Source organism: Flavobacterium cheonhonense, assembly GCF_035671315.1.
Classification (GTDB): Bacteria; Bacteroidota; Bacteroidia; order Flavobacteriales; family Flavobacteriaceae; genus Flavobacterium; species Flavobacterium cheonhonense.
In genome coordinates this window covers 194848-211784 of record NZ_JAXAVY010000003.1, presented here as the reverse complement: position 1 = coordinate 211784, position 16937 = coordinate 194848, and the positions used below count along the sequence as shown (strand labels likewise).

16 protein-coding genes are annotated in these 16937 nt (G+C 38.7%); 5 read left to right on the top strand and 11 right to left on the bottom strand.

From position 1 onward, the window contains the following. The first annotated feature begins 19 nt into the window (after positions 1-19). From SK086_RS09625 to SK086_RS09615, 3 genes are all read left to right on the top strand, one after another. Positions 20-2188, top strand: a complete 2169-nt coding sequence (locus SK086_RS09625; RefSeq protein WP_324691250.1) for an endonuclease MutS2 — start codon at positions 20-22, stop codon at positions 2186-2188. Between the two features lie 2 nt (positions 2189-2190). Beyond that, positions 2191-2613, top strand: coding sequence for a thiol-disulfide oxidoreductase DCC family protein (locus SK086_RS09620; protein ID WP_324691249.1), 423 nt, complete (start codon positions 2191-2193; stop codon positions 2611-2613). Positions 2614-2674: 61 nt separating this feature from the next. Continuing rightward, on the top strand, positions 2675-2812 hold the full coding sequence (locus tag SK086_RS09615; protein ID WP_290875773.1) for a hypothetical protein: 138 nt from the start codon (positions 2675-2677) through the stop codon (positions 2810-2812). Between the two features lie 37 nt (positions 2813-2849). On the opposite strand, the gene SK086_RS09610 is transcribed toward SK086_RS09615, so the two are convergent. Genes SK086_RS09610 through aroC form a run of 3 tightly spaced genes read right to left on the bottom strand, consistent with a single transcriptional unit; the run spans position 2850 to position 6728 of the window. After that, the gene (locus SK086_RS09610) at positions 2850-4349 is read right to left on the bottom strand and encodes a T9SS type A sorting domain-containing protein (RefSeq protein ID WP_324691247.1); all 1500 of its coding nucleotides are present in this window, start codon (positions 4347-4349) and stop codon (positions 2850-2852) included. A gap of 57 nt (positions 4350-4406) precedes the next feature. Continuing rightward, entirely contained in the window at positions 4407-5663 is a 1257-nt protein-coding gene (locus tag SK086_RS09605; protein ID WP_324691245.1) for a dicarboxylate/amino acid:cation symporter, read from the bottom strand. Continuing rightward, complete coding sequence (gene aroC / locus SK086_RS09600; protein WP_324691243.1) at positions 5664-6728, bottom strand: chorismate synthase; 1065 nt, start codon at positions 6726-6728, stop codon at positions 5664-5666. 131 nt (positions 6729-6859) lie between these two features. Between aroC and SK086_RS09595 the strand changes: the two genes are divergently transcribed. Continuing rightward, positions 6860-7696: a UDP-2,3-diacylglucosamine diphosphatase gene (locus SK086_RS09595; RefSeq protein WP_290875781.1), complete on the top strand. Its 837-nt coding sequence runs from the start codon at positions 6860-6862 to the stop codon at positions 7694-7696. 91 nt (positions 7697-7787) lie between these two features. Next, on the top strand, positions 7788-8291 hold the full coding sequence (locus SK086_RS09590; RefSeq protein ID WP_290875783.1) for a hypothetical protein: 504 nt from the start codon (positions 7788-7790) through the stop codon (positions 8289-8291). A gap of 49 nt (positions 8292-8340) precedes the next feature. Here the strand turns inward: SK086_RS09590 and SK086_RS09585 are convergent, their stop codons facing one another. The 8 genes from SK086_RS09585 to SK086_RS09550 form a co-directional block, all read right to left on the bottom strand. After that, on the bottom strand, positions 8341-8766 hold the full coding sequence (locus tag SK086_RS09585) for a protease complex subunit PrcB family protein (RefSeq protein ID WP_324691241.1): 426 nt from the start codon (positions 8764-8766) through the stop codon (positions 8341-8343). Next, on the bottom strand, positions 8754-9896 hold the full coding sequence (gene bshA / locus SK086_RS09580; RefSeq protein WP_290875787.1) for an N-acetyl-alpha-D-glucosaminyl L-malate synthase BshA: 1143 nt from the start codon (positions 9894-9896) through the stop codon (positions 8754-8756). Before bshA ends, SK086_RS09585 begins: the two co-directional genes overlap by 13 nt. Positions 9897-9963: 67 nt before the next feature. Then, the gene (locus SK086_RS09575; RefSeq protein ID WP_324691239.1) at positions 9964-12966 is read right to left on the bottom strand and encodes a glycoside hydrolase family 3 N-terminal domain-containing protein; all 3003 of its coding nucleotides are present in this window, start codon (positions 12964-12966) and stop codon (positions 9964-9966) included. Positions 12967-12978: 12 nt separating this feature from the next. Beyond that, positions 12979-13461 (bottom strand): ABC transporter ATPase, encoded by a 483-nt coding sequence (locus tag SK086_RS09570; protein ID WP_290875942.1) that lies wholly within the window; start codon positions 13459-13461, stop codon positions 12979-12981. Between the two features lie 2 nt (positions 13462-13463). Beyond that, positions 13464-14231 carry a phosphatase PAP2 family protein gene (locus SK086_RS09565; RefSeq protein ID WP_324691236.1) on the bottom strand — a complete coding sequence of 256 codons (768 nt, stop codon included), beginning with the start codon at positions 14229-14231 and terminating at the stop codon, positions 13464-13466. 3 nt (positions 14232-14234) lie between these two features. Beyond that, positions 14235-15026, bottom strand: a complete 792-nt coding sequence (locus SK086_RS09560; protein ID WP_290875946.1) for a (Fe-S)-binding protein — start codon at positions 15024-15026, stop codon at positions 14235-14237. 72 nt (positions 15027-15098) lie between these two features. Then, entirely contained in the window at positions 15099-15545 is a 447-nt protein-coding gene (locus SK086_RS09555) for an LNS2 domain-containing protein (protein ID WP_290875948.1), read from the bottom strand. A gap of 78 nt (positions 15546-15623) precedes the next feature. Next, positions 15624-16931, bottom strand: coding sequence for a (Fe-S)-binding protein (locus SK086_RS09550; protein ID WP_324691234.1), 1308 nt, complete (start codon positions 16929-16931; stop codon positions 15624-15626). Between the last annotated feature and the right edge of the window lie 6 nt (positions 16932-16937).

The following is a 16937-nucleotide window of genomic DNA, read 5'->3' as shown; positions in this document are numbered from 1 at the left end:
GAAGCATAGACCTGACAGCATGATAGCGATCACTGAGAAAACATTACAAGATTTAGAATTCAACACGGTACTGCAAACCATATCCGACCGATGCAACACTGAAATCGGCAAACAAAAAGCGCTCGACATTGTTCCCTTCAAAGACAAAGCCACTTTGATGAATGAGCTTTGTCAAACCTCGGAATACCTGTCGTCGTTCACCAATAACAACGCCATTCCCAACCACGGTTTTGAAAACCTTACCCAAGATTTAAAGTTTTTGGCTATTGAGGACAGCTTTTTGGAAGTAAGCAGTTTTCGTAAAATCGCTACGCTGTCTGAAACTGTGAATGTATTGTTATTGTTTCTGAAGAAATTTCACGATTACTATCCGAAATTAAACGAGAAAGCAGTCCAAATTGAATACACCAAATACATCACACAAAAAATTGATGAAGTAGTTGACAAATACGGGGAAATCAAAGACAATGCTTCGCCCGATTTGATTAACATTCGCCGTGATATGAATGTAGTTCGTGGGAAAGTCAACCAAAGTTTCGGCCAAGCACTCAGCCAATACAACAGCTTAGGATATTTGGATGAGATTAAAGAAAGTATCGTTGAAAACCGACGGGTCTTGGCAGTTTTGGCCATGTATAGAAGAAAAGTGAAAGGATCTATTTTAGGCAGTTCCAAAACCGGAAGCATCGCTTACATTGAACCCGAAGCTACGCTGCGCTATTCGAGAGAATTGAACAATTTAGAATACGAAGAAAGAGAGGAAATCACTCGGATTTTAAAGAAACTTTCCAATGAAATCCGCCCTTATGTTGACTTATTAAAACAATACCAAGATTTTCTGAGCGACATCGACGTAGTGGCTGCAAAAGCAAAATATGCGCGTAAAATCAATGCGATATTGCCCAATATTACAGAGGAAAAGCGTTTGTTTTTCCGCGAAGCCTATCATCCGATATTGTTTTTAAACAATTTGGAAAAAAAGGAAAAAACGTTTCCGCAGACCATTGAATTGAAAAACGACAGTAGGATAATAGTGATTTCGGGACCGAATGCCGGTGGTAAAACTATTTCGTTAAAAACAGTCGGCTTACTGCAATTGATGTTACAATGCGGGATTCTGATTCCGGTACACGAACGAAGTGAAACCTTTTTATTTGACAGAATTCTAACGGACATAGGCGACAATCAATCGATTGAAAACCATTTGAGCACTTACAGTTACCGATTGAAAAACATGAATTACTTTTTGAAAAAGTGCAACGCTAAAACTCTGTTCTTGATAGATGAATTCGGAACCGGTTCTGACCCTGAATTGGGTGGCGCTTTGGCAGAAACCTTTTTGGAAGAATTCTACCATCGGGAAGCCTTCGGAATCATTACCACGCATTATTCCAACTTGAAGATATTGGCCAACGAATTGCCTTTTGCTTCCAACGCCAATATGCTCTTTGACGAAAAATCTTTGGAACCTTTGTACAAGTTGATTTTAGGACAAGCCGGAAGTTCTTTCACCTTTGAAGTAGCGCAAAAGAACGGTATCCCGTATGGTTTAATTAATCGAGCCAAGAAGAAAATTGAAGGCGGAAAAGTACGTTTTGACAAAACCATTGCCACGCTGCAAAAAGAGCGTTCCAAACTCGAGAAAACATCGCTAACCTTGAAAGAGGAGGAAATCAAAGCCCGAGAAGAAAGCAAGAAAATGGAAACCATTAATGCTAAGATTCAGGAAAAATTGGAGCGCTATCAAGAACTGTATGATGCCAACCAGCGTCTGATTTATATGGGGCAGAAAGTCGATGATTTATCGGAAAAATACTTTAACAACAAAGACAAAAAAGTGTTGATTGGAGAATTTTTGAAGTTGGTTGAAATCGAAAATTCCAAACGCAAAAAAGCCACAGCCAAAGAGAAAAAGGAAAAGGAGATTATCCAAAAAAAGGTGGTGGAAGAAGTTAAAGTTAAAGTGGAAGAAATTCGGGTCGCCAAAAAAGAAAAGAAGATTAAAGCGCAAAAACTCGAAGCCGAAAAGCCAAAAGTAATTTTAAAAATTGGCGACAGGGTTCGAATGGTTGACGGAAAATCGATTGGTACTATTGATAAAATTGAGAAAAATAAAGCCGTAGTGAATTACGGCATCTTTACTTCTAAAGTCAGTTTAGAAGAATTAGAATTTGTTCAAGCCCATTAAGGATGGAAATTTACGAATTACCCAAAGACAAGAAAATCATACTCTTTGACGGGGTTTGTAATCTTTGCAATGCCTCTGTGCAGTTTGTCATTAAACGTGATACCAAAGATGTATTTCGTTTTGTAGCGGTGCAATCTGATTTGGGTAATAAGATTTTGAATCATATCGGCATCAATCGTGAGCATACCGACAGTATGGTGCTTTATGAACCCGGCAAAGCCTATTTTTACAAAGCAGAAGCAGCATTGAAGATAATAAATGAATTTGGAGGTTTGTACTATCTGCTTAACATCTTGCAAATATTCCCAAAGTTTATTTCGAACTCGGTTTACGATTACATCGCCAAAAATCGTTACCATTGGTATGGCAAACAAGAAAGTTGTATGATGCCAACACCTCAATTAGCCGCCAAATTTCTCGCATGATAATTATCATACCGTATTAGAATTTATCAAAGTAATTTTGATAAACTCTAATTGATAAATCATGACATCACAAAACATTTCCTTGTATTCTTGGGACAACGGTGCCTTTATTATGGTTGGCGTATTTGCCCTGGTCATCATTGGACTGGTTGGCGCCATATTCCTGATGATGAATAGTAAGAACAAAAAAAACGACTAAGTTTCCTTAGTCGTTTTTTTATGATTAAAATGAATAATTATTGTTTGATGAATTTCTTAGTCACTTTTCCTCCGTTAGATTCAATGTTAACGAAGTAAACACCTGAATTTAAATCAGCAACATTTACTTGGTTAATAACACCTCCCTCAAGATTTTTTACTGTTCTTCCGTTTACATCAACTACTGATAATTTAGTAATCTCAGCTGAACTAGAAGATGAAATATTTAAAACATCACTAGTTGGGTTAGGATAAACACTGAATGAGTCTACTAAGAAATCATTAGTTGATAAGTTAGTACTCATCTGGATAGTATCTAAGAACAAGAATGTCTGAGTAGTACCCGGAGTTGAATTATTGAAAACACTGAAGTAATAAATCCCAGCAGCTGGTGCTGTGTAAGTAGCTGTGTGCGTAGTGTAAGCTGCATCGCTGCTATTTGTAAATGTTTGAACTAAAGTAGTTTGACCGGCAGCGCTTTGAGACGCTCCTACAGTCAAATCAAAATTCATTGGTGAAGCTGGAGTAGTTGTAGATTGAGTGTATAATCTTGTTTTGAAAGATACAGTAACTACTTCTCCGGCTTGCAAGCTAACACCTCTAAAATAAGCTCTTGAGTTTGAAACAGCAGTAGTGCTATTAAAAGTATAAACTGCAGTTCCTGCACCTCCATCAGCATAGTTTGGTGGTGTCGTAGTTCCATCAGTAGTGATTAAAGTGAAATTAATGAAACCATCTGTGTAATTTTCTGCAGGGTTTTCAAAATCATTTGAATAAGGTAGCGTTACAGGAAGATATCCGTAGTATGGACCTGACCATGTACTTTGTGTAGCGCCGCAGTTGGCTCTACAATAATATCTAAAGTTAGATGAAGCCGGTAAAGAAGCTAGGTTAACGGTTGAATAAGTTAAAGCACCTGAAGGGGCATCTACTAAAGTTCCGGCACCGGCAGCAGTAGCAAAGTTTGTACTCCAGTCTACTTGATAATTAGCAGGGATAGTTGTAGTTTGATCCCAATATAAATCAGCAGATGTTGTTGAAACATACTCCGGTAAATAAAAAACAGTTGGTCTTGTACAAGTAACAGGAGTAAAAGTAAAAGTAAAATCTAGCGGTAAAGCAGACCATCTACTATCCCATTGAATTAAATAAACAGTACCAGAAGTAACAGGAATGTTTAATAGTTCCGATTTGTAATTAGTATCACTAATATCATCATTCCCAGCAACACAAGTTAAAGTACCAGTACACAAACCCGTTGCAATACTAACTCTCGTATCGTTACTTTTGGCAACTCCATCATTAGCTGCTAAGTTGGAAGAAATTGATATTTCACCATTACTAGGTGCTGTAAATGAATACCAATAGCCTTTTATACCAGTGGCAGAGTTAAAACATGCAACCTTGTATGTACCATTTATGGTACCGGTTGTATACGTACCACTTGTGGTAAGTGCAGTAGCAGTTGCACATGTTGCTTGAGCACTTGCATTCAAAGCACCAGCAACTGTAAAAATTAAAAGTAAAAGTTTTTTCATATAAGTAGTTTTTTAATGGTAACAAATTTAGCAAAGTATTTGAAATATAAAGTACTTTTAACTTTCTTTTTCCCATTTACCTACAACAGAAGTCGCAATAGCATTCCCTAAAACATTGGTGGCACTTCGGAACATATCGCAAAAGTGGTCAATCGGGAGAATTAAAGCGATACCGACTTCCGGAATTTTAAACATTCCACAAGTAGCTGCAACGACAACCAAACTGGCTCTCGGAACACCGGCAATTCCTTTACTGGTAAGCATTAATACCAATAACATCGTCATTTGTGTTCCCGTATCTAAAGGCACACCGTAAGCCTGAGCGATGAAGATGCTGGCAAAAGTCATGTACATCATACTGCCATCCAAATTGAACGAATAACCTAAAGGTAACATGAACGAAACTATTTTGTCTTTGACGCCAAAACGTTCTAATTCCTCTGTTAATTTTGGAAAAACAGCTTCACTGCTTGTAGTACCAAATGCAATTACTAGCGGACTTAATATCCTTTTTAACAAAGTGGTCATATGTCCTTTTAAAAACAAATAGCCTACCAAAAGCAATACAATCCAAAGTGTTCCTATTCCGACTAAAAAGGAGCCAAAAAAGTAAACGTAAGTGGTTATCAATTGCCAAAAATCAATCATCGCCAATACACTGGCAATGGCACCAAAAACTCCGAATGGAGCAAACTTCATTACGTAATTCACCATTTTCAAAATGATATGCGATGTTTTGTCCAAGGCATTAATCACTGGCTTAGCATGTGATCCGATGGATGCAGCGGCCAATCCGAAAAAAATAGAAAAAATAACGATTTGCAATATTTCATTCGTAGCCATAGCCTCGACTACACTTTTCGGAATGATGTGTTCTACAAAGTTTTGCGCAGAAAAGCCTTCTGTTTTTTGAACAATTTCGGTAGCCTTATCAGCATCTAAATCAGGTAATTGTATTTTTTTTCCTGGTTCTAAAATATTGACCCAAAACATTCCTATCAACAAAGAAATAAAGGAAGCCGTAAAAAACCAACCCAAAGCTCTTCCTCCTATTCGCCCAACCGATTTAATATCGCCTAATTTGGCAATACCCACTACCAAAGTGGTAAAAACCAATGGTGCTATAATCATTTGAACCAATCGAATAAAAATGGTAGCCAACAACTTGATATTTTTGCTGAAAGATTCGCGGAAAGTTTCGTCGAAATTCTTAAAAACAAAAACACCCAAAACCGCACCAAGAACTACTGCAATTAAGATTTGAAAAGTAAGATTGGAAAGTAATGATTTTTTCGACGTTTCAGTTGTGTCCATTTATTTTTGATAAGTTTTGTTTAGTAAATAAAAATCGGTCAACACCAGTGCTGCCATTGCTTCCACAATCGGAACTGCTCTTGGCACCACACAAGGATCGTGGCGTCCTTTCCCTTGTAGTTCAACTATAGTATTTTGATTGGTTAAAACTGCTTGTTTTTGCATCAAAGTAGCTACCGGTTTGAAGGCAACTCTGAAATAAATATCCATTCCATTGGAAATGCCACCTTGAATACCTCCGGAAAGGTTGGTTTTGGTCGTTCCGTCTTCGTTAAATAAATCGTTGTGCTCACTGCCTTTCATGCGAGCACCACAAAATCCACTACCATATTCAAATCCTTTTACGGCATTGATGGAAAGCATGGCTTTGCCTAACTCAGCGTGTAATTTATCAAAAACCGGCTCTCCCAATCCAATAGGCACGTTTTGAATTACACAAGTTATAGTGCCGCCAACGGTGTCGCCAGATTTTCTAATTTCTTTAATATGTTCCTCCATTTTGGCTGCAGTAGCCTTATCCGGACAACGAACCGGATTACTTTCTGTTAAAGAGAAATCCAAATCTTGGTAAGGTTTATCGATAAAAATGTCACCCACAGAAGAAACAAAAGCGTTTATTTTTACTGTAGGCAGCACTTGTTTAGCGATAGCACCGGCTACTACTCTACTAGCTGTTTCTCTGGCCGAACTTCTTCCGCCGCCACGGTAATCGCGAATGCCGTATTTTTTTTCATACACATAATCGGCATGACTCGGACGATAATTGTCTTTGATGTGACTGTAATCATCGGATTTTTGATTGGTATTCGGAATGATAAATCCGATAGGCGTTCCGGTGGTTTTACCCTCAAAAATTCCAGATAAAAACTGTACTTCATCCGCTTCCTTACGTTGGGTTACTATGGCGGATTGCCCGGGCTTTCTTCGTTGCATTTCGGCTTGAATAGCTCCAAAATCGAGCGCTAGTCCGGGTGGACAACCTTCAATAATACCGCCTAAAGCTTCTCCGTGAGATTCTCCGAAAGTAGTGATTTTAAAAAGGGTTCCGTAACTGTTCCCGGCCATATCAAATCGATTTTAAACAAATATAGGGCAAAGTTTAAAAGTGCAAAAGTTTATTATTCAAAAGTTAATCCTATGGTAAAGTTAGGCTAACACCTTAATCCTTAATTTGTGAAACCTTAATAAGAAACATTTTGAAAAAAAGAAAACCGGACGTAGTGGTAATTTCCGATGTTCACCTTGGTACTTTTGGCGCTCATGCTCATGAACTTAGCTATTACTTATCTTCAATTAAACCTAAAATTTTGGTGTTAAATGGCGACATCATTGACATTTGGCAGTTCAGGAAGTCGTATTTTCCTAAATCACATTTAAAAGTTATTCAAAAGATTCTTAATCTAGCTTCCAAAGGCACTAAAGTCTACTATATCACGGGCAATCACGATGAATTCCTACGCAAATTCAGTGATACTTCGATTGGTAACTTTAAAGTTTTAGACAAACTTGTATTAGAACTCGACCATAAAAAAGCTTGGATATTCCACGGAGATGTTTTCGATGCTTCTGTACAACACTCCAAATGGGTAGCCAAATTGGGCGGTATTGGCTATGACTATTTAATTCTACTAAACCGATTTATCAATTGGTGTTTGAAAAAAATGGGGAAAGAACCTTATTCATTCTCAAAAAAGATAAAAGCAGGAGTCAAAAAAGCGGTGAAACACATCTCCGATTTTGAGACAACAGCTACCGATTTAGCCATCGAAAAAAATTACGACTACGTGATTTGCGGTCACATACACGAACCTAAAATTATCGAAAAAGAAAACAAAAACGGCTCAACAACGTATCTCAATTCGGGTGATTGGGTAGAAAATTTGACAGCGTTGGAATACCAAAATAAGCGCTGGAAATTATACCGATACGAAGACCACACTGAACTTGAAACAGAGGAAGAAGATTTGTTTGAAATGGAGAGCTATATAGAGCAACAACTTATCGCTTCTATAATTTCTTCAAAGACATCTTAACGATTTTAACAAAAATATAAGAGTGTGTTTGGCAATAAGGCGAGTATTTCTTCGTTTTATAAGTATATTTGTATTAACAAAAAAACACATTATGAAGAAAATCATTTTATCTGCTTTTATGCTAATGGGATTAGCATTCAGCGCACAAGCTCAGGACATTTCAAAAAATGCTTTAGGTTTACGTTTAGGCGACAACGATGGTTTTGGAGGTGAAATTTCATACCAAAGAGGTTTATCAAAAGAAAATCGTTTAGAATTAGACCTTGGTTGGAGAAACAGTGAAAACATCGATGCTTTTAAATTGGTTGGTTTGTACCAATGGGTTTGGAACATTGACGGCGGTTTCAATTGGTATGCCGGAGTTGGTGGTGGTGTAGGAAGTTGGAGTTACGACGGACCCGGAAGTGCAGATCCTGATGGAGGAACATTTTTGTTAGCTGCAGGTGACGTAGGAATTGAGTACAATTTTGACATTCCGTTGCAATTGGCATTAGATTTCAGACCGGAATTGTACTTTGGAGACAACCGTAAAGACTTTGACAATTACGACAGCTTCGGACCAGATATTGCTTTGAGCATTCGTTACCGTTGGTAATTCAATTAAAATACAACAAAAATCCCGATTCAAATAGAATCGGGATTTTTTATTTAATTGTTATGGGTTTCTTAGAATTGATTTTGATAATCGTATAAGGATAGCTAATAGCTTCATCATTGATATCGGCTTCGGTTGCCTTTTGTGTATCTTTGACATAAACCACAATTTCAGTTGGTGTCTCTTCTACTTTCAGCACTTTTACCCTATTGTAACTTTCTTTGGTTGGGCCCGAATTTAAAATGATGAAACTACTTTTTTGGGTGTCCTGCGACTTGATTTTCTTCCTTAAAGTTTCATCACCCAAAAGCATCATGATCTCTTTAGGTTCGGTGAGAATTTCATAGAACTTAATATTGGCACCGCCATCGTTATTAGTAACTAAAACTTCATATAGCGGCAAAGGCTCGTTTGTTTTTGTGGATGAACACGAATACAATGCCAGTACAACCAGCAAGAGAATTATTTTTCGCATTGGGTTTCTTTTATGGCTTCAAGATACAAATTTTCGTAAAGCGGTAATATATTTTTGATGTCAAATTGCTTGGCCACATTCAGTGCATTGGTTCTGAATTCAGCCAGAATAGCATCTTCTTTCAAAATTGTAACGGCATTTTCAGCCATACTGTCTATATCCCCTACAGCACTCAAGTACCCTGAAACACCATCAAAATTCACTTCGGGCAAACCACCGGAATTACTGGAAATAACCGGAACACTCCAAGCCATAGCTTCCAAGGCAGCCAATCCGAAACTCTCGGTTTCCGACGGTAATAAAAACAAATCAGAATAGGACAAAATCTGATCAATCTCGTTACTGTTCCCAAAGAAGATGACTTTATCTTGTATGCCTAAGTCTTCACAAAGTTGTTCCGCCTTGGCTTTTTCGGGACCATCACCAACCATCATCAATTTGGCCGGAATTTGTTGCTGAATCTTGTAGAAAATCTTCACCACATCAGGAATGCGCTTTACCCTTCTGAAATTACTGATATGGGTAACTATTCGCTCTTCTTTTTTAGCCATAACCGAACGTTGACAGGAAATCAAACTTTCGTTTCGAATTTTGTCGAGTTCTATAAAATTAGGAATAACGTGTATGTCTTTTTCAATAGGAAACAAATTGTAGGTATCGTCTTTTAAACTTTGTGATACCGAAGTAACTACATCTGATTTATTGATACTGAAACTCACCGCCGGTTTGTAAAACGGATGATTACCAACCAAAGTAATGTCGGTGCCATGCAGTGTAGTAACCATTGGAATGTTGATCCCTTCGTCTTTCAACATTTGCTTAGCCATATAACCGGCATAGGCATGCGGGATGGCATAATGCACGTGTAATACTTCTATTTTGTACAATTTTACCATATCCACTAACTTGCTGGACAAAGCCAATTCGTAGGGTTGGTAATGAAACAAAGGATATTCAGGTACGTTAACTTCGTGGTAATGCACATTCGGATTCAACAAGGCCAAACGCACCGGTTGTCGGTAGGTAATAAAATGTATTTCGTGACCGCGATGAGCTAATTCGAGTCCGAGTTCGGTGGCTACAACACCACTACCTCCGAAAGTAGGATAACAAACTATGGCTATTTTCATAAACTGTTTTTGCTAGTACGAATGTAGGGAAAATAGCGATGTGAAATGGTAAAAAAGCGTTAAAGAATTAACGCACTATGATAGCATCTTGAATGATTTTCTGAATATCTTCACGGATATTTTCCTTAGAAAGTTTGTTGGGTAAATTCGAATCCGGGTAAGTTCTGTTGGACAAGAAAACATACACTAATTCCGTTTCAGGATCTGCCCAAGCAATAGTTCCGGTAAATCCGGTATGACCAAAACTTGATTTGGAAACACAGCCACAAGTTGGTCCGCCACCACTGAGTTGCGGTTTATCAAAACCTAAGCCTCTGCGATTGCCTTCGGCACAAAAATGACAAGTATTGAATACCTCAAAAGTTTCCGGAGAAAAGTATGAAACACCGCCGTATTGGCCTTTTTGCAAAAACAACTGCATCATTTTAGCCACATCCAAGGCATTGGAAAAAACACCGGCATGACCGGCAACGCCACCTTCCATAGCCGCTTCCATATCGTGTACATAACCTTGAATGGTAGTTTGTCGGAAATAAGTATCTTCTTCCGTTGGGGCAATCACACTTTTATCAAACTTAGTCAGCGGATTATACAAAGTGTTATTCATCCCTAAAGATTGGTAGAAATTCTCGTAAGTGAGTTGGTCTAACGATTTTCCGGTTTTCTTTTCCAAATATTGTTTCAGAATGATGAAGGTAAAATCGCTGTACTTGTATTCTTTTTTATCGAGTAACGGACTGTCGATAATTTGTTTCATGATGCTGTCGTGGTAATCATCTCTCAGGTACAAACTGTCGCATACTCTTTTACTGAATCCGGGAAGGGCGGTTTTACGATAATAGCGCTCCAACGGTTTTTTATCGGCACCAACCGTAGCTTTATAAAACGGAATCCACGCTTGCAATTGTCCGTAATGGGACAACAACGTTTTAAAAGTTATACCCGCTTTATTCGACCCTTGAAAACTCGGCAACATTTCACCTAAAGTAGTTTCAAGATTCACTTTTTTACGATCGTACAACTGCATTACATTGGGTAAAGTCGCCACCATTTTGGTTAAAGAGGCCACGTCGTATAAATCGGTGTTCTTGACCTTTATCTTTCCGTCATAGGTTTGATGTCCAAACGATTTTTGGTAAATGACTTTACCTTTGCGTGCCACTAGAATCTGCATACCGGGCGCCATTTTTCCGTCGATGGCCTTATTAGCTAATTTTTCGATTTGATTGAGTTTTTCCGAACTCATTCCCATATTTTCAGGCGTAGAAAATCCTAAACGATTTAAGTTCTGTGTGGTTAATCCGTGTCCGGCTTTATATTCGTCATTAATCGAAACCGATAACTTTCCTTTGGACTCAATCGCCCCAAAAATCAATTCGGCCGAAACTTCCTGAGCTACTTCAGTATTTTGATAAGAAACGATAACGCCTTCAATAGCTTCAAAGTTCGAGATTTTAGAAAGCGAATACGGTTTAGTGAAACAATCCAAAATCACTTTCTTTTGTTCCGAAATTTTGGCAATCAACTGCAATTCGGCCTCTGTAAATTCATAGGTTTTCCACCAAGTCTTATCCGATTTATGATAACCAATGATAACAGTTTCGAAATTGGCTAATTTGACCAAAAGAGAATCGGTATTTACATCCGACACTTCGGTAACATCGGTGTATTTCTTTAATGTATTGACAAAAGCACTGTTCTGGTCTTCTCCTATTTTAACGTAAGCTATCTTTTGATTTAGATTGCGAATCGGTAAAACAGCCTCATTTTTAACTACCGTTACGGCGTTTTCATAAAGTTCGTACTGCAAAGAAAGATTGGATTTCGGATTCAACTCATTGTACAAATTGATTTCCTCAACAGGTTTGTAATGGTTTAAACCAGCTTTGAATTTGTACCGCAAAATTTTCTTTACCGATTCGGCCAATCGATTTTCAGAAATTGAGCCTTCTTGAAAAGCTGCTCTGATTTTATCAACCGCCAAAGGCACATTTTCGGCAAAAAGCAAGATGTCGTTTCCGGCCATAAAAGCTTCCAAGTCAATATCACCAGGCTTTTTAAAATTACTGGCACCTTTCATATTCAAGGCATCGGTAAAAATCAAGCCTTCAAATCCCATTTCGTTTTTTAACAAATTTGTCACTACGGGCTGCGAAATGGAAGTCGGATAACCTTCACGAGGCTCTAAACTCGGCACATTCAAATGCGCGACCATTACCGAAACCAAACCTTCATCGAACATGCGCTTGTACGGATACAATTCGACTTTTTCAATGTGATCAGCAGTAGCATTAACAACGGGCAATGCATAATGTGAATCGGTTGACGTATCGCCGTGACCCGGAAAATGTTTTCCGGTAGCAAATATGCCTTGCCCTTGAGTACCGTTCATTAAGGCGATGGCGTGTTCGGCTACGCTGACTTTATTTTCTCCAAAAGAACGAAAACCGATAATCGGATTTTTGGGATTGGTATTGATATCTAAAACAGGAGCAAAATTAAAGTGTACGCCCATTCTTTTGCTCTCTTTAGCCATGGCAACGCCCACTTTTTCTACCAACTTCAAATCCTTAATCGCACCTAAAGTCATGTTGAACGGATAGCGAAAAGTAGAATCTAACCGCATACTCATTCCCCATTCGGCATCAATCCCTACAAACAATGGTACCTTGGCTAACGATTGGTATTGGTTGGTTAAACGGGCTTGTCGTTTCGGTCCGCCTTGAAAGAAAATCACACCCCCTATTTTATAGTCGCGTACCAACTTTTTGATTGCATTGGTATGTATAGAATCTTTGTTGGAATAAGCGGCCACCATAAACAACTGTCCGACTTTATCTTCAAAAGTCATTTGGTTGTAAATACTGTCAACCCATTGGTTTTCGGCTAAGGTTTCCGGGAAATAGTTCTTGCGTTCCGATTTTATGTGCGGAATGTATACTTCTTCCTCTTCAGCAATGCCGGCTTTGCTCAGGGTTACAACCGACTTTTTGTCTTTGGTAGTCGAACAATTCGTCACCAAAAACAACAAAGCGCTGAATACTGCTATTCTGAACAAAAACTGCTTCATGAAAAAAGGGAATTAAAAGAAACGACTATGCCAACTTTCGGCAGCGGGAACTTCCCAGCTTTCGTTGAATTCTTCGATGGTATTGACCAAATTATTAAACACAATGGTATTGGCGGTAACCGCTTTTTCTTTGGCCATTCGCTTGAAGTCGATTAAAGATTTGTGTGCGATATGCTCTCCGTTTTTGAAGGTCACATTCATTTTATCCAACAAATCAACTTGGTATTTTTGTTCCAAACTTTGGATAAACGAAACCGAAGCATCGATGGAACAACCGGTAGCTTGTTGCACTTGCTGGTTCACCGCAATAATGATGAAACGGTTGTACTTTAACAAATAAGAAGCTTCTAAACCGGTGCCGTGTGCCGACCAATTTTCGAGGAATGCTTTTAAATCGCTCTCAATTTCAGCCATTTCGTCATCGGAAAATTTGCGATTGGATTGGTAAATCCAAATGCGTGATTCTTCGGGTAAACTTTCAAAAGGTATATACATAATTAAAATCTTGATATCAAACCAACTTGGACTTGCTTTCCGTCGTACATTGGTAAAAAGGTGGTTGCTTTATTTGGCTTTTTACCGTTAAAAAGCTTTGAAACATAGGGATAAAGCCAATATCCGGCTTTGGCGGATAATATCCCTACTCCGGCTCCGGCAACTACATCGGACAACCAATGCCTGTTGTTGTACATTCGGAATACTCCGGTTCCGGTGGCCACAGTATAACCTGCAATGGAATACCAAATTGATTGGTGTTTGTATTCTTGGTTCATCAGTTCGGCACCCATAAACGCGGTGGCAGTATGTCCGGAAGGAAAGGAATTAAAACTGGTTCCGTCGGGTCTTTCTACTGAAGCAGTCATCTTAAATGAGTTTACCGTTAAAGCCATTAAAAGTGTTGCCGTAGAAGAAACAATAAGTCGTTTTTTGAGTGAACTTTTGCTTTCCACACCCATAGCACTTAGAGCATAAACGGAGACTAATGGCGCGTATTGAGTAAAATCGTCTATGGAAACTTTCTCATCGATATGTTCCGCAACTTCAGTACGAACACCCGAATTGAATCCTTTGATTTGACCGCTTTCCAAACCGATAATTCCATAACTGACAAAAACAGCCGGTATGACAACACTTTTGAATTGTAATTTTAAATTGGTTGTGTCTTTTTCAATGACATGTACGATACTATCGTTTGCTTGCTGAGCATTCAAACAACCAACAATGCCAAAACTGACCCAAAGTAAAAAAACAAATTTCAATTTCATGAATTATAAATCTTGTGCATTCGCGATAAGCTCGGCCACGTCCATTACTTTTACGTTGCCTTCTTGTTCTTTGGCTTTTACACCATCGGTCATCATGGTATTGCAAAACGGACAACCCGCTGCAATGATTTCTGCTTTGGTCTCTAAAGCATCTTCCGTTCTTTCCACATTGATGTCTTTGTTCCCATTTTCAGGTTCTTTAAACATTTGGGCGCCACCGGCTCCGCAACACAAACCATTGGCACGAGAGCGTTTCATTTCGACTAACTCAGCATCTAATTTCTGAATCAAATCTCTTGGTGCTTCATACACATTATTGGCGCGTCCCAAATAACACGGATCGTGGAAAGTGATTTTTTTACCTTTAAATTGGCCGCCTTCGATAGTTAATCGACCCGAATCTAAAAGTTGTTTTAAAAATTCGGTATGGTGAACCACTTCATAGGTGCCGCCCAATTCCGGATATTCATTTTTTAAAGTATTAAAACAATGCGGACAAGCGGTAACGATTTTTTTGGCTTCATAAGCATTGAGTACCTCGATATTCATCATGGCTTGCATTTGAAACAAAAATTCGTTTCCGGCGCGTTTGGCCGGATCACCGGTACAGCTTTCTTCAGTTCCTAAAACGGCAAACTCAACGTTCGCGCGATTTAAAATACGCACGAAAGCCTTAGTGATTTTTTTGGCTCTGTCGTCAAAACTTCCGGCACAACCTACCCAAAACAATACTTCGGGTTGCTTGCCTTGAGCCATCATTTCTGCCATAGTCGGCACGTTTAATACTTCTGACATAATCAATATTAGATTTAAGATATCAGATATTAAATATTTTAAAATTTAATGTCTGATATTTGATATTTGATATTACTCGTGGTGCTCGTCGTCGAACACTTGAATGGTTACTTCTTTGTCTACCAAATCGGTGAACTTGCCTCGGTAACGCGTCGCTTTTACCAAATGATTGTCTATCCAATGGTAATTGCCTCCACGCGGTTTTCCGAACAAGATGCCGTGGTATTTGAAACCGTGTTGCTTTAACCAACGCTCGGTATAGTCTCTGTGCGCTTCGGTTCTTGAGGTAAAGAAGAAAATAATATGTCCTTCATCGTACCATTTGTTCAAGGTAACCAAAGCGTCGGGATATACTTCGGCAGTTAGCATTCTTTCCGGTTCTTCGTTTGGAATGTCATCACAGATAGTTCCGTCGATGTCGATTAGATAATTCTTGATACCTTCCGGTAAAATCGGACTTAAATGTTGGCCATTCTCTGTGATGCTTTGTAATTTTTTCTCGATGTCTTCCGCTTTCATTGTGTACTTTTTATAGTTTTTCAAATTCATTCGACAAATTCCCAAGCCTCACAATTATGAGAATTCGTCCTTTTATAGTTAATTTTCGTCTTTCCAGTTCAAGCGATCCATTTGGTTGTATTGCCATGGCGCGCCGTTGTTTTCGATATTGGTCATCATGGCATTCAATGATTGAGGCGCAGCACTTTGCTCCATTACCAAATACCTTCTCATGTCCATAATAATAGATAACGGACTGATATTTACCGGACATTCTTCCACACAAGCGTTGCAGGAAGTACAAGCCCAAAGTTCTTCTGTAGTGATGTAATCGTTTAATAACGACTTACCGTCCGGTACAAATACGCCTTTGTTGGCATCCATATTTTTCCCGACTTCTTCCAAACGATCACGGGTGTCCATCATGATTTTTCGCGGCGATAACTTTTTCCCGGTTTGGTTGGCCGGACAAGAGGAAGTACAGCGTCCGCACTCGGTACAAGTGTAAGCGTTAAGCAATTGCACCCAATTTAAATCTTGTACGTCCGAAGCTCCGAATTTACTTGGCACTGCATTTTCATCCACCGGCTGCGCTGCAAAAGGGTCGGCATTCGGATCCATCATCAACTTGACTTCTTTAGTCACACTCTCTAAATTATCGAATTTACCTTTGGCATTCAAATCAGCAAAATACGTATTCGGGAAAGCCAATAAAATGTGTAAATGTTTGGAATAGTACAAATAGTTCAGGAAAATCAAAATCCCGACTATATGCAACCACCATGCGATTCTTTCAATAATGGTCACGGCTTCTAACGAAAATGTATCCGGCGAAGGCGCTAAAAATTGCGAAATGATATTTCCGGAATTCATATCCTGAAAATGCAAATCGAAGGCGTTCATGATTAAGAATAACGACATCAAAACTACTTCGAAATACAAGATGGTATTGGCATCTTTTTTGGGAGCACCATTTAAATCAGTACTTCTGAATCGGCCTATACTAAGTACATTTCTTCTGATCCAAAAAGCAGTTACAGCTACTAAAACCAAAACTGCTAAAACTTCAAAAGAACCAATCAAAAAGCCGTAAAACGAACCCATTTTTGAAAAAACTCTATGCGTTCCAAACAAACCGTCGATGATGATTTCCAGCACTTCTAAATTGATGATGATAAAACCAACATAAACAATTAAGTGCAAAAAGGCAGCTATCGGTCTTTTTACCATTTTAGATTGGCCTAAAGCAATCATGGTCATATTTTTCCAACGAGCTGAACTGTTGTCAGTACGATTCACGTCGCGACCCAAATTGATATTGCGTTTGAGTTTCTTTACGTTTTGGGAAAAAAAACCAATTCCGGCTATTAGAATTATGGCGAAAAGTATGTTGTCGATGTAAAGCATAAAATA

Excerpts from the sequence above, each read along its gene's own strand:
- SK086_RS09565 (WP_324691236.1), bottom strand. The coding sequence starts at position 14,231 with ATGAAATTGAAATTTGTTTTTTTACTTTGGGTCAGTTTTGGCATTGTT.
- SK086_RS09605 (WP_324691245.1), bottom strand. The coding sequence starts at position 5,663 with ATGGACACAACTGAAACGTCGAAAAAATCATTACTTTCCAATCTTACT.
- SK086_RS09610 (WP_324691247.1), bottom strand. The coding sequence starts at position 4,349 with ATGAAAAAACTTTTACTTTTAATTTTTACAGTTGCTGGTGCTTTGAAT.
- SK086_RS09570 (WP_290875942.1), bottom strand. The coding sequence starts at position 13,461 with ATGTATATACCTTTTGAAAGTTTACCCGAAGAATCACGCATTTGGATT.
- SK086_RS09550 (WP_324691234.1), bottom strand. The coding sequence starts at position 16,931 with ATGCTTTACATCGACAACATACTTTTCGCCATAATTCTAATAGCCGGA.
- SK086_RS09615 (WP_290875773.1), top strand. The coding sequence starts at position 2,675 with ATGACATCACAAAACATTTCCTTGTATTCTTGGGACAACGGTGCCTTT.
- SK086_RS09585 (WP_324691241.1), bottom strand. The coding sequence starts at position 8,766 with ATGCGAAAAATAATTCTCTTGCTGGTTGTACTGGCATTGTATTCGTGT.
- SK086_RS09560 (WP_290875946.1), bottom strand. The coding sequence starts at position 15,026 with ATGTCAGAAGTATTAAACGTGCCGACTATGGCAGAAATGATGGCTCAA.
- SK086_RS09625 (WP_324691250.1), top strand. The coding sequence starts at position 20 with ATGATAGCGATCACTGAGAAAACATTACAAGATTTAGAATTCAACACG.
- SK086_RS09590 (WP_290875783.1), top strand. The coding sequence starts at position 7,788 with ATGAAGAAAATCATTTTATCTGCTTTTATGCTAATGGGATTAGCATTC.
- SK086_RS09555 (WP_290875948.1), bottom strand. The coding sequence starts at position 15,545 with ATGAAAGCGGAAGACATCGAGAAAAAATTACAAAGCATCACAGAGAAT.
- bshA (WP_290875787.1), bottom strand. The coding sequence starts at position 9,896 with ATGAAAATAGCCATAGTTTGTTATCCTACTTTCGGAGGTAGTGGTGTT.
- aroC (WP_324691243.1), bottom strand. The coding sequence starts at position 6,728 with ATGGCCGGGAACAGTTACGGAACCCTTTTTAAAATCACTACTTTCGGA.
- SK086_RS09620 (WP_324691249.1), top strand. The coding sequence starts at position 2,191 with ATGGAAATTTACGAATTACCCAAAGACAAGAAAATCATACTCTTTGAC.
- SK086_RS09575 (WP_324691239.1), bottom strand. The coding sequence starts at position 12,966 with ATGAAGCAGTTTTTGTTCAGAATAGCAGTATTCAGCGCTTTGTTGTTT.